A 12355-nucleotide genomic window follows, 5' to 3' on the forward strand; every position below is an offset into this window, starting at 1 on the left:
CCGCCGGCAGGGGTGGGTCCCGGGCTCAGACGGTGCGCTCCACGCGCATCACCCGGCGGCGCAGCCAGTACTTGCGGGTCCCGCCGTAGAGCAGCACGGAACGGGTCAGCTCCCACTTGCCGTACTCGGCGTGCTCGCTGAGCCGGGCCCGCGCGTCGCCGAGCGGTTCGTGCGGCGCCACGGTCAGCAGGAGGTACTCGTAGCGCTGGTCGGCGTCCCTCGTGAGGGTGGCCGAGCTGGTCCGGACTTGTTCTCTCATCGGTCCCCATTCTGCACGGAATAGCGCTAACGTCTACTCCATGAGCAATGACCCTCGTGCCGCGTTGCAGGCCCTCGTGAGCGCCTTCGAAGAACACCTCGTCGCCGCGTCCAACCGGCGCAGCGACGACGACCCGGCCGTCGACGGCGCCTACATCGCCATCGCCGACGCCTTCGACGCCTACGAGGAGGCGCTCTACGACGCCTACGACGAGGTCACCCCGCTGACCGTCTTCGCGGAGGAGGACGACTCGGACGACGACTCCGACGACGACTCCGACGACGACGACGACTCCGACGAGGACGACTCGGAGGACGACGAGGAGCTCCTGGAGGACAACGAGATGCTCGACGAGGACCTCGTCGACGAGGAGGACTACGAGGACCTCGACGACGCCGACGGGGCACGCTCCGCCCGCTGAGCCCCGTCCCCCGAACCGCACCCGCAGGAACGGCCCGCACGGCGGGCCGTTCCTGCCGCGTGCGGGCCTGTCCCGCCGTCCCCGGCGCGGCGCGTGCCGTAGGGTGGCCGGGTGAATTGGATCGAAACCATCATTCTCGGCCTCGTCCAGGGCCTGACCGAGTTCCTCCCCGTGTCCTCCTCGGCGCACCTGCGCATCGTGGGCGAGCTGCTGCCCAACAGCGCCGACCCCGGCGCCGCGTTCACGGCCATCACGCAGCTGGGCACCGAGACCGCCGTGATCATCTACTTCTGGCGGGACATCGTCCGGATCCTCAAGCAGTGGGCCCTGTCCCTGGTGGGCCGCGTGGAGCGCTCGGACCCCGACGCCCGGATGGGGTGGCTGATCATCCTGGGCTCCCTGCCCATCGGCGTGCTCGGGCTGCTGCTGGAGGACTACATCGACACGGAGTTCCGCTCCCTGTGGATCACGGCCACGATGCTGGTGGTCTTCGGTGTGATCCTTGCGGTCGCGGACCGGGTGGGCCGGCAGGCCCGGCACCTGGACGACCTCACCGTCAAGCACGGCGTGCTCTTCGGGCTGGCGCAGGCGCTGGCCCTGATCCCGGGGGTCTCGCGGTCCGGCGGCACGATCACGGCGGGACTGCTGATGGGCTACACGCGCGAGGCCGCGGCCCGCTACGCGTTCCTGCTGGCCATCCCCGCGGTGTTCGCCTCGGGACTGTACAAGCTGGCGCAGTCCGTGGGACAGCCGCAGGCGGGGCCCTACGGCATGACCGAGACCCTCGTGGCCACGGGCATCGCGTTCGTGGTGGCGTACGTGATCATCGGCTGGTTCATGCACTACATCTCCAACCGCAGCTACACGATCTTCGTGTGGTACCGCATCGCCCTGGGCCTGGCCATCTTCGTGCTCCTGGGCCTCGGGGTGATCAGCGCCTGAGCCCTGCGTCACCTCCGGATCGGGGGCGGCGGCCGGTCCGGTAGGTTGGGTGAGGCCCCGCGGCCGTCGTCCGATCCCCGAACCACCCGAGGTGAGCATGAAAGCCTGGTCCGCCCGACCCGTTCCCGACCTCCCCGGCGAGGCGGCCCTGCCCGTCGTGCAGGACACCCGGCTGCGGCGGCGGGTGGAGCTGCCCCGGCAGGAGCGGGCGAGCCTCTACGTGTGCGGGATCACCCCGTACGACGCCACCCACATGGGGCACGCCGCCACGTACGTGGCCTTCGACCTGCTGCACCGCGCCTGGCTGGACGCGGGGACCCCGGTGGACTACGTGCAGAACGTCACCGACGTGGACGACCCGCTGCTCGAGCGGGCCGCGGCCACCGGCGTGGACTGGCGTGACCTGGCCGCCGAGCAGACCGAGCTGTTCCGCACCGACATGAGCGCGCTCAACGTCCTCCCGCCCCAGCACTACGTGGGCGCGACCGAGGCCGTCGGCTGGATCGTGCCGGCCGTCGAGCGCCTCGTGGCCCGCGACCTCGCCTACCGGGTGGCGGGCCGGGACGGCGAGCCGGACGGTGACGTCTACTTCGACGTCGAGGCCGCGGGCGCGCTGCCCACCGACGACGACGACGCGTGGGTGCTCGGCGACGTCTCCCACCTGACCCCCGAGCAGATGCTGCCGCTGTTCGCCGAGCGCGGCGGGGACCCCGAGCGCCCGGGCAAGCGGCACCGGCTGGACCCGCTGCTGTGGCGCGCGGAGCGCCCCGGAGAGCCCGCCTGGGACGGCGCGTCGCTGGGCCCGGGTCGGCCCGGCTGGCACATCGAGTGCTCGCTCATCGCCCTGGAGCACCTGCCCGCCCCGTTCACCGTCCAGGGCGGCGGCTCGGACCTCGTCTTCCCGCACCACGAGATGGGCGCCGGCCACTGCTGGGCGCTGACCGGCAGGCCCATGGCCCGGCACTTCCTGCACACCGGGATGGTCGGCCTCGACGGGGAGAAGATGTCCAAGTCCAAGGGCAACCTGGTGCTCGTCTCCGCGCTGCGGGCCCAGGGGGTCGATCCCGCCGTGATCCGCACCGCGATCCTCGCCCACCGCTACACCGACGACTGGTTCTGGACCGACCTCGTGCTGGCCGGCGCCGTCGCCCGCGTGGATGCGTGGCGCCGCGCCCTGGCCGTGGCCCCGGAGGGCAGCGCGGCCCCGCTGCTGCAGGCCGTGCGCACCGCCCTGTCCGACGAGCTGGACGCCCCCGCGGCGCTGGCGGCGCTGGACGCGTGGGCCGCCGACGCCCTGACCACCGGGACCCCGGGGCCCTGCGGGGCGGACGCCCGGCTGGTCCGGGACCTGGTGGACGCCCGGCTCGGCATCGAGCTCTGAGCCCGCCGGCGGGCCCGGTCCCGCCGGACGGCGCAGGAACGACACGGCGCAGGAACGACGGAGGGGCGGCACCCGGGACCGGGTGCCGCCCCTCCGTCGTCCGGTCCCCGTCACCGGGCGCCGGCGCCGCTCACTTCTCGTCGCGGCGGCGGCGCAGGTAGCGCTCGAACTCCTTGGCGATCGCGTCCCCGGTGGCCTCGGGCAGGTCCGTGGTGTCCTTGGCCTCCTCGAGCTGCTGGACGTAGGCGGCGATCTCGGGGTCGTCGGAGGCCAGCTCGTTGACCCCGCGCTCCCACGCCTCGGCGTCCTCGGCGATGGCGTCCAGGGGCAGGGTGATGCTGAGCAGCTCCTCGAGCTCCCGCAGCAGGGCCAGCTCGGCCTTCGGGGAGGGGGACTGCGCCACGTAGTGGGGCACCGCCGCCCACAGGCTGACCGTGGGGAACCCGCCCAGGGAGGCCATGTGGGAGAGCAGCCCCACGATCCCGGTGGGACCCTCGTACTGGGAGGAGTCGATGCCCAGCTCGTCCTGGAGCTCAGCGGTGTCCGAGGTCTTGGTCACCGGGATGGGCCGGGTGTGCGGCACGTCCGCGAGCAGCGCCCCGACCATCACCACGAAGTCGACGTCGAGCAGGGTCGCCTGCTCGAGCAGCTCCGCGGTGAAGGAGCGCCACCGGTAGGAGGGCTCCCAGCCGTGCAGCAGCACGAGGTCGAGGTTCGTGCCGGGCACGGTGGCGGTGGAGAGCCGGGTCGTGGGCCAGACGATCTTCACGTCGCCGGTCGCCCCGCGGCGCACGAGGGGCCGGGAGAACTGGTAGTCGTAGTAGTCGTCCGAGGTCACCTCGAAGACGTCCTTCGCCCCGTAGTGGGTGGCCAGGAACTGCACGGCGTCCGTGGCGGCGTCCCCGGCGTCGTTCCACCCCTCGAACGCGGCCACCAGCACGGTCACGCGCTCCTGGTCACCGTCCTCGCGGACCACGCCGAACGGCCCCGCCTGGGGGCGGGGGAACGTCTCGTCGAAGTTGTTGCTCACGGAACCCACACTACGCGCCGGGACATCGACGGCAAGAGGCCCCGGCACGAGGGGCCCCGTGTTGCGGCCACTACGATGGAGGCCATGTCCAGCCTCCCGTCCGCGTCCCCCGACGACCTCCTGCCCACCGCCGTGCTGTTCGACATGGACGGGACCCTGGTGGACACCGAGCCGTACTGGATCGAGGCCGAGATCGAGCTGGTCCGCTCCCACGGGGGCACCTGGACCGAGGCCGACGCCCTGGCCATGGTCGGCACCGGGCTGGAGGACGCCGCCGCCGTGTTCCAGCGGCAGGGGGTGCGCTTAGGTGTTCGGGAGATCGTGGACCGGCTCATCGGCCGGGTCGCGGCCCGCACCCGGGAGCGGGTCGTCTACAAGGAGGGGGCGCCGGAGCTGGTCGCCGCCCTGCGCGAGCGCGGCGTGCCCCTGGCCCTGGTCACCAGCAGCGAGGCGCCACTGGCCGAGGTCGTCCTCGACGCCTTCGGCGGCCCGGGCGTCTTCGACGTCGTCGTCACCGGCGACCTCGGCCACCCGGCGAAGCCGGCCCCCGACCCCTACCGGATCGGCGCCGCCGGTCTCGCCGAGCGCGCCGGCCGGCCGCTGGCGCGCGCCGGCATGGTGGCCGTCGAGGACTCCCGCACGGGCATCCGCTCCGCGACCGCCGCGGGGATCTTCACCGTGGGCGTGCCCAACATGGTCCCGCTCGACGACGCCGGCGCCGACCTCGTGCTGCCGAGCCTCGCCGGCGTGGGCCCCGAGGACCTCGGCCGCATCGTGGCCGGGGCCCGCGCGTGAGCCGCCCCCGCAGCGAGGGCATCCCCCTGGGCCGGATCGGCGGGGTGCCCATCACGCTCTCCTGGTCGTGGTTCGTGATCGCCGCGGTCACCGTGCTCCTCTACACCCCCGTGCTGATGACCGCCTACCCGCGGCTCGGCGCGCTCAACTACGCCGCGTCCCTGGGCTTCGCCCTGACCCTGGCCCTGTCCGTGCTGCTGCACGAACTGGCCCACGCCTGGACGGGCCGGGCCTTCGGCTGGCCCACCGGCCGGATCGTGCTCAGCCTGCTCGGCGGCCACACCCACTTCGGGGACGTGCGCAGCACCCCGCTGGCCTCCGCCGCGGTCTCGCTGGCCGGACCGGCCGTGAACCTCGCGCTCGGCCTGGCCGGCTGGACGCTGCTGCGCACCGGGGAGCCGTCGCCCACGCTCGGCTGGGTGCTGCTCGACCTCACCACGTGGGCGAACCTCATCGTCGGCGTCTTCAACGTGCTGCCGGGCCTGCCTCTGGACGGCGGCAGGGTGGTGGAGGCCCTGGTCTGGGCGGTCACCGGCCGGGAGCACCACGGCACGGTGGTGGCCGCCTGGACGGGCCGGCTGCTCGCCGTGGGCCTCGTCGTCGGGGCCGGGGTCACGGGCCTGTGGAACCAGCCCGTCGCCCTCGTGCTCGTCGTCCTCATCGCCGGCTTCATGTGGCAGGGCGCCGGGGCGTCCCTGCGCGGGGCGGCGGTCCTGTCCCGCGTGCACGGCGTCAGCGCCGCCGCGCTGGCCGAGCCCGCCGTGGCGGTGCCGGAGGGCGTCTCCCTGGCCCACACCGACCGGCTGGTCACCGACCACCTCGCCCGCGCCGCCGCCCCGGGCGGCCCGGTCCCGCACGTGCTGGCCGTCTCCCCGGACCGGCAGGTCGTCGGTCTGCTCCTGCCGGCCGCGGCCGACGCCGTGCCCCCGGCCCGGCGGGCCGACACCCCGCTGACGTCCGTGCTCCAGCACCTGCCCGCCGACGCCGTGCTCGACGCCGGGCTGCGCGAGGAGTCCCTGCTGCGGGCCGTCGCCGCCCGGGAGTACCCCCACTACGTGGTGACGGGACCCGACGGCGCCCTCGTGGGCGTGCTGCGCACCGCCGCCCTCGAGCGCCTGCTCGCCGGCTGACGCCGGGCCCCGCCCCGGCCCCCCGCGCCGCGGTGACACAATGGGGGAGGACCCCGGGCCGGCGGAGCCTCCGCCGGCCCCCGCACGACCAGACCAGACCACGCCCTGCCCCGAGAGTGAGCCGATGACCGGAACCGCTGACCACACCGCCGCCCCCGCCCCCGCGTCCCCGCGGGGCGCCGCCAACCGGCGCGGGCCCTTCCGGGCAGGGGAGCGCGTGCAGCTGACCGACGAGCGCGGCCGGATGAACACGGTCACGCTCGCGGACGACGGCGAGTTCCACTCCCACCGCGGCGTGCTCAGCCACGGCGAGCTCATCGGCCGCCCGGAGGGCACCGTGGTCGAGAACTCCGCCGGGTTCCGGTACCAGGCCCTGCGCCCGCTGCTCAAGGACTTCGTGCTGTCCATGCCGCGCGGCGCCGCGGTGGTCTACCCCAAGGACGCCGGCCAGATCGTCACGATGGCCGACATCTTCCCGGGCGCCCGGGTGGTCGAGGCCGGTGTCGGCTCCGGCGCGCTGTCCATCTCCCTGCTGCGCGCGGTGGGGGACGAGGGCCGGCTGCACTCCTTCGAGCGGCGGGCGGAGTTCGCCGACATCGCCCGCGGCAACGTGGAGACCATGTTCGGCGGCCCGCACCCCGCGTGGCAGATCAGCATCGGGGACCTCGCCGAGGAGCTCGGCGAGCACGAGGCGCCCGGCTCCGTGGATCGCGTGGTCCTCGACATGCTCGCCCCGTGGGAGTGCCTCGACGCCGTGGCCACGGCCCTGACCCCCGGCGGGGTCGTCATGTGCTACGTCGCGACCGTCACCCAGCTCTCCCGCACCGCCGAGGCGATGCGCGCCGACGGCCGCTTCACCGAGCCCGACGCCTCCGAGACCATGGTCCGCGGCTGGCACGTCGAGGGCCTGGCCGTGCGCCCGGACCACCGCATGGTCGCCCACACCGGCTTCCTGCTCTCCGCCCGCCGGCTGGCCGACGGCTCCGAGCGGCTGGCGCCCAAGCGGCGGGCCTCCAAGTCCGAGTACAGCGAGGAGGACCTGCAGGCCTGGACCCCCGTGGCCCTCGGCGAGCGGGACGTCACCGACAAGAAGCTGCGCCGCGCCGGCCGCGACGCCCTGGGCCTGGCCGAGCGCGCCGCCGGCGCGACCCCGCCGGCCGACGCCCCCGCCCGGGCCACGACACCGGCGGCCGCTCCGGCGGACCCCGCACCCGACGCCGCGCCCGAGCAGCCCCACGAGGAGCGCCCGTGAACGAGACCTCCCCGCAGCAGACCACCGGACCGGCCGGCACCGGGCCGGCGGACGCCGAGCAGACCCGCCGGGCCCTGACGAACGCCCAGCGGCAGGTCAACATCCTGCGCGACCAGAAGCGCGCCCTCGACAAGCAGCTCGCCGCCGCCGGCACCCAGAACCAGAAGCTCGTCCGGCTCCTCGACGCGACCCGCACCGAGATCGCCCAGCTCAAGCGCGCCCTCGAGAACGACCTGGTCCCGCCCCTGAGCCAGGGCACCGTGCTGCAGGTCAACCCCGGGCGCACCCCGGTCGGCGAGCAGACGGGCAGCGGTCCCGCCGTCACCGACCGCACCCTCGACGTCCTCGTGGCCGGGCGCCGCATGCGCGTGGCCCTGAGCCCGCTCGTGAGCTTCGCCGCCTGCGAACCGGGCCGCCAGGTCCTCCTCGACCAGAACTACACCGTCGGCGCCGTCCTCGACTACGAGCAGACCGGCGAGATCGCCACCGTCAAGGAGATCGTCGACCACGACCGCGTCCTCACCGTGGGACGCTCCGACGAGGAGCGCGTCCTGCTGCTCTCCGGGCTCCTGCGCCGGAGCCGCCCGGAGATCGGCGACGCGGTCTCCATCGACCACCGCACCGGCTTCGCCCTCGAGCCCATCGAGCGCTCCGACGTCGAGCAGCTCGTCCTCGAGGAGGTCCCCGCCGTCTCCTACGACGACATCGGCGGCCTCGGCCCCCAGATCGAGCAGATCCGCGACGCCGTCGAGCTGCCCTTCGTGCACCCCGAGCTCTACCGCGAGCACGGACTCACCCCGCCCAAGGGCATCCTGCTCTACGGGCCCCCGGGCAACGGCAAGACGCTCATCGCGAAGGCCGTGGCCCGCTCCCTCGCCGAGCGCGCCGCGGACCGCGCCGGGCGCGGAAAGGCCCTGGGCTACTTCCTCAACATCAAGGGCCCCGAGCTGCTGGACAAGTACGTGGGGGAGACCGAGCGCCAGATCCGCTCCATCTTCCTGCGCGCCCGCGAGCAGGCGGCCCGCGGCATCCCCGTGGTCGTGTTCTTCGACGAGATGGACTCCCTGTTCCGCACCCGCGGCTCCGGGCTGTCCTCGGACGTGGAGACCACCATCGTCCCGCAGCTGCTCACCGAGATCGACGGCGTGGAACGCCTGGACAACGTCATCGTCATCGGCGCCACGAACCGCGAGGACATGATCGACCCCGCCGTGCTGCGCCCGGGCCGGCTCGACGTGAAGATCCGCATCGACCGCCCGGACGCCGAGGGCGCCGCCGAGATCCTGCGGCTCTACGTCACCGAGGACCTGCCGCTGCGCCAGGACGAGGTCGACGTCGCCGGCTCCCGCGCCGGGGCCGTCGCCGCCCTCGTGGACGCCGCCGTGGCCCGGATGTACGAGAAGAGCCCCGGCACCCGGTTCCTGCACCTCAGCTACCGGGACGGCACCGAGGAGACCCTCCACTTCAGCGACTTCACCTCCGGGGCGGTCATCCGCAACGTGGTGGACCGGGCCAAGAAGCAGGCCATCAAGGACCTGCTCACCACCGGGGTCCGCGGCCTGGGCCGCGACCACCTGGTCCGCGCGGTGGACGAGGAGTTCCACGAGCAGCAGGACCTGCCCAACACCTCCAACCCGGAGGACTGGGCCCGCATCTCAGGCCGCCGCGGCGACACCATCACCGACCTGCGCGTGGTCCTGCACCGCGACCCGCACCCGGCCGGCCCCGGCGGGCGCCACGCCCCGGCGCCGACCGGACCGACGCCGGCCGGACCGGTCCCGGGGGAGGGGCCCGCGTGAGCGTCCGCCGCGTCATGGGCGCCGAGACCGAGTTCGGCGTGCTCGCCACCGGCAACCCGCACGCCAACGCCACCGTGCTCTCCAGCCAGGTGGTCACCACCTACGCCGCCCTCGTGCGGCGCCGCCTCGGCGCGTCCCGGACCGCCGCCGGGTGGGACTACCACGGCGAGACCCCCCTCGAGGACGCCCGCGGCTTCACCGTCCCCCGCGAGAAGGCCGACCCCTCACAGCTCACCGACGTCGCGCCCGTGCTCACGGCCGAGGAGGTCGCCGCCGAGGCCCTCCGGGAGATCGGGTCCCACGCCGAGTCCCTGGACTGGCGGCAGGTCGTGATGAACACCGTCCTGCCCAACGGCGCCCGCCTCTACGTGGACCACTCGCACCCCGAGTACTCCTCCCCGGAGGTCACCACCCCCCGCGACGCCGTCCTCTGGGACGCCGCCGGGGACCGGGTGGCCCTCGACGCGGTCCGGGCGATCGCCGCGAGCGCCGCCACGACCGGCCTCGACGTCGTGAACCTCTACAAGAACAACACCGACAACAAGTCCGTCTCCTACGGCGCCCACGAGAACTACCTCGTGCCCCGCGCCGTGCCCTTCGCCGCCCTCGCCGCCGGGCTGCTGCCCTTCTTCGCCTCCCGCCAGGTGGTGTGCGGCGCCGGTCGCGTCGGCATCGGGGACCGCGGCGGGCGCCCGGGCTTCCAGATCAGCCAGCGCGCCGACTTCTTCGAGCGCGAGGTCGGCCTCGAGACCACCGTCCACCGTCCCATCGTCAACACCCGCGACGAGCCCCACGCCGAGCGCACCCGCCACCGGCGCCTGCACGTCATCATCGGCGACGCCAACCTCTCCCACACCTCGAGCCTGCTGAAATTCGGCACCACCTCCCTGGTCCTCGGGCTGATCGAGGCCGGTGCCGCCCCGGACGTCGCCCTCGCCGATCCGGTGGCGGCCCTGCAGGCGATCAGCCACGACCCGGGGCTGACCACCACCGTCCTGCTCCGGGACGGCCGGCGGCTCACGGGCGTCCAGCTGCAGCGGCTCTACCTCGAGGCCGCCCGGGCGCACGAGCACGCGACCGGGGGCCCCGACCCGGACACCCGCGAGGTGCTCGAGCTGTGGGCGGAGGTCCTCGACGCCCTCGAGACGGACCCCCTGTCCCTCGCGGACCGCCTGGACTGGGTCGCCAAGCACGCCCTGCTGCTGGGCTACCGGGAGCGCGACGGCCTGGCCTGGGACGACCCGCGCCTGACGCTCATCGACCTGCAGTACGCGGACGTGCGCCCGGAGAAGGGCCTCCACCACCGGCTGGTCGCGGCCGGCCGGATGCGCACCCTCTTCACCGCCGAGGAGGTGGAGCGCGCCGCCGGCCTGCCCCCCGCCGACACCCGGGCGTGGTTCCGCGGCCGGCTGATGACCCGCTTCCCCGACGACGTCCTCACGGCCAACTGGGACTCGGTCTCGCTCACCCTGCCCGGCGTCCGCCGCGGCGCGCGGATCGCGATGCCCGAGCCGCTCGAGCTGACCCGCGAGGACGTCGACCCCCTGCTGAGCGCGGCACCCGACGCCGAGCACTTCGTCCGCGCCCTCGCCACCGCCCGACCCGCCCTCGTGCACACCGGCTCCCTCGGCTGAGCACCCCGACCACCATCCCCAGGAGGAACCCCGTCATGGCCCAGGAACGCATCTTCGGCACCGGCGCCCAGCGCCGCGAGGAGTCCGAGCTCCCCGAGCCCGGAGCCCCCGCCCCCACGGCACCCACCGTCCAGTCCCGGACCAGCGCTACCAGCGCCGACGACCTGCTCGCCGAGATCGACGGCGTGCTCGAGTCCAACGCCGAGGAGTTCGTGAAGGGCTTCGTCCAGAAGGGCGGCCAGTAGCCCCCATGGACCGCAGGATCTACGGGGTCGAGACCGAGTTCGGCCTCACCCACAGCGCCCCGGGCGCCCGTCCGCTCAGCCCGGAGGAGGCCGCGCGCACCCTCTTCCGCCCCGTGGTGGCCTGGGGCCGTTCCTCGAACGTGTTCCTGCCCAACGGCGGGCGCCTCTACCTGGACGTGGGCTCCCACCCCGAGTACGCCACCGCGGAGTGCGCCACGCTCGAGGACCTCGTCGCCCAGGACAAGGCCGGCGAGCTGATCGTCGACGACCTCCGGCGGCAGGCCCAGGACGCCCTGGCGGAACAGGGGGTGGGCGGGCAGCTGTACCTGTTCAAGAACAACGTGGACTCGCGCGGCAACTCCTACGGCTCGCACGAGAACTACCTGATCTCCCGGCGCACCGAGTTCGCCCGGCTCGTGCAGATCCTCATCCCCTTCCTCGTCACCCGCCAGCTGCTCGTCGGCGCCGGCAGGGTCCACCCCGCCGGGCCCGAGGACTTCGGCGCCGTCCGGATGGGCGACGACGCCGGGACGCCCAGCTACTCGTTCTCCCAGCGCGCCGACCACATCTGGGAGGGCTCCTCCTCGGCCACGACGCGCTCCCGGCCCCTCATCAACACCCGGGACGAGCCGCACGCCGACGCCGAGCACTACCGCCGGCTGCACGTCATCGTGGGCGACTCGACGATGTCCCAGACCACCACGGCGCTGCGGATCGGGACCACCGACCTCGTGCTGCGGATGATCGAGGCCGGGCAGATCCTGCCCGACCGCACCATGGCGGACCCCGTCCGGTCCCTGCGGGAGGTCTCCCACGACCTCACCGGCACCCGCCCGGTCCCGCTCGCCGACGGCACCCGCCGCTCCGCCCTGGACCTGCAGCACGAGCACCTGGAGTCCGTGCGCCGGTTCGTGGACCGCGAGGGGGCCCACCACGACCGCGTGCCGTGGGTGCTCGACCTGTGGGAGCGGGCCCTGGACGCCGTGGCCCGCCAGGACACCTCCGCGATCGACACCGAGATCGACTGGGCGATCAAGAAGAAGCTCCTCGACGGCTACGCCGCCCGCGACGACCTGGACCTCTCCGCGCCCCGGATGGCGCAGCTGGACCTCGCCTACCACGACACCGCCCCGGAGCGGGGGCTCTTCAACCTCCTGCAGCGCCGGGGACGGGCCGCGACCTTCGTCCCCGACGAGCGGGTCCAGGAGGCCGCCCGCACCCCGCCCGCCACGCGGGCCGCCGTGCGCGGCCGGTTCATCGAGGCGGTGCTCGCGTCCGGGCACGAGTACACCGTCGACTGGGTGCACCTGAAGGTCAACGACCGCGGCCGGCGCACGGTGCTGTGCAAGGACCCGTTCGCCGTGGAGCACCCGGAGGCCGACGCCCTGATCGCCGCCCTCGCCGAGCGCGACACCGCGGGACGGGCCCACGGGGACGCCCCCGTGGTCTGAGCCGCGCCGCGGGGGC

12 protein-coding genes are annotated in these 12355 nt (G+C 74.1%); 10 read left to right on the plus strand and 2 right to left on the minus strand.

The annotated features are described in order from the left end of the window. Positions 1–25: 25 nt before the first annotated feature. Positions 26–259 carry a DUF5703 family protein gene (locus ACZ2G1_RS02630; RefSeq protein ID WP_035923920.1) on the minus strand — a complete coding sequence of 78 codons (234 nt, stop codon included), beginning with the start codon at positions 257–259 and terminating at the stop codon, positions 26–28. A gap of 40 nt (positions 260–299) precedes the next feature. Here ACZ2G1_RS02630 and ACZ2G1_RS02635 point away from each other — a divergent pair, with 40 nt between their 5' ends. The 3 genes from ACZ2G1_RS02635 to mshC all read left to right on the plus strand — a co-directional run bounded on the left by ACZ2G1_RS02635 (position 300) and on the right by mshC (position 3003). Then, on the plus strand, positions 300–680 hold the full coding sequence (locus ACZ2G1_RS02635; protein WP_181821094.1) for a primosomal protein: 381 nt from the start codon (positions 300–302) through the stop codon (positions 678–680). Positions 681–791: 111 nt separating this feature from the next. Then, positions 792–1622, plus strand: a complete 831-nt coding sequence (locus ACZ2G1_RS02640; protein WP_336649419.1) for an undecaprenyl-diphosphate phosphatase — start codon at positions 792–794, stop codon at positions 1620–1622. Between the two features lie 97 nt (positions 1623–1719). Continuing rightward, entirely contained in the window at positions 1720–3003 is a 1284-nt protein-coding gene (gene mshC / locus ACZ2G1_RS02645; protein ID WP_470377442.1) for a cysteine--1-D-myo-inosityl 2-amino-2-deoxy-alpha-D-glucopyranoside ligase, read from the plus strand. Positions 3004–3133: 130 nt separating this feature from the next. Here the strand turns inward: mshC and ACZ2G1_RS02650 are convergent, their stop codons facing one another. Beyond that, entirely contained in the window at positions 3134–4042 is a 909-nt protein-coding gene (locus ACZ2G1_RS02650) for a PAC2 family protein (protein WP_017833504.1), read from the minus strand. Positions 4043–4117: 75 nt separating this feature from the next. Here ACZ2G1_RS02650 and ACZ2G1_RS02655 point away from each other — a divergent pair, with 75 nt between their 5' ends. The 7 genes from ACZ2G1_RS02655 to pafA all read left to right on the plus strand — a co-directional run bounded on the left by ACZ2G1_RS02655 (position 4118) and on the right by pafA (position 12339). After that, on the plus strand, positions 4118–4828 hold the full coding sequence (locus ACZ2G1_RS02655; protein WP_017833505.1) for an HAD family hydrolase: 711 nt from the start codon (positions 4118–4120) through the stop codon (positions 4826–4828). Continuing rightward, positions 4825–5958: a site-2 protease family protein gene (locus tag ACZ2G1_RS02660; protein ID WP_109269371.1), complete on the plus strand. Its 1134-nt coding sequence runs from the start codon at positions 4825–4827 to the stop codon at positions 5956–5958. Before ACZ2G1_RS02655 ends, ACZ2G1_RS02660 begins: the two co-directional genes overlap by 4 nt. 124 nt (positions 5959–6082) lie before the next feature. Beyond that, positions 6083–7210 carry a tRNA (adenine-N1)-methyltransferase gene (locus ACZ2G1_RS02665; protein ID WP_017833507.1) on the plus strand — a complete coding sequence of 376 codons (1128 nt, stop codon included), beginning with the start codon at positions 6083–6085 and terminating at the stop codon, positions 7208–7210. Continuing rightward, a complete protein-coding gene (gene arc, locus ACZ2G1_RS02670; protein WP_470377443.1) occupies positions 7207–9009 on the plus strand; it encodes a proteasome ATPase in 1803 nt (600 codons plus the stop codon). Before ACZ2G1_RS02665 ends, arc begins: the two co-directional genes overlap by 4 nt. After that, positions 9006–10643, plus strand: a complete 1638-nt coding sequence (dop, locus tag ACZ2G1_RS02675) for a depupylase/deamidase Dop (RefSeq protein ID WP_470377444.1) — start codon at positions 9006–9008, stop codon at positions 10641–10643. Before arc ends, dop begins: the two co-directional genes overlap by 4 nt. 35 nt (positions 10644–10678) lie before the next feature. Continuing rightward, entirely contained in the window at positions 10679–10888 is a 210-nt protein-coding gene (locus ACZ2G1_RS02680; RefSeq protein WP_470377445.1) for a ubiquitin-like protein Pup, read from the plus strand. A gap of 5 nt (positions 10889–10893) precedes the next feature. Beyond that, positions 10894–12339 carry a Pup--protein ligase gene (pafA, locus tag ACZ2G1_RS02685; RefSeq protein WP_470377446.1) on the plus strand — a complete coding sequence of 482 codons (1446 nt, stop codon included), beginning with the start codon at positions 10894–10896 and terminating at the stop codon, positions 12337–12339. Positions 12340–12355: the final 16 nt, after the last annotated feature.

The organism is Kocuria sp. KKT182 (genome assembly GCF_055635395.1).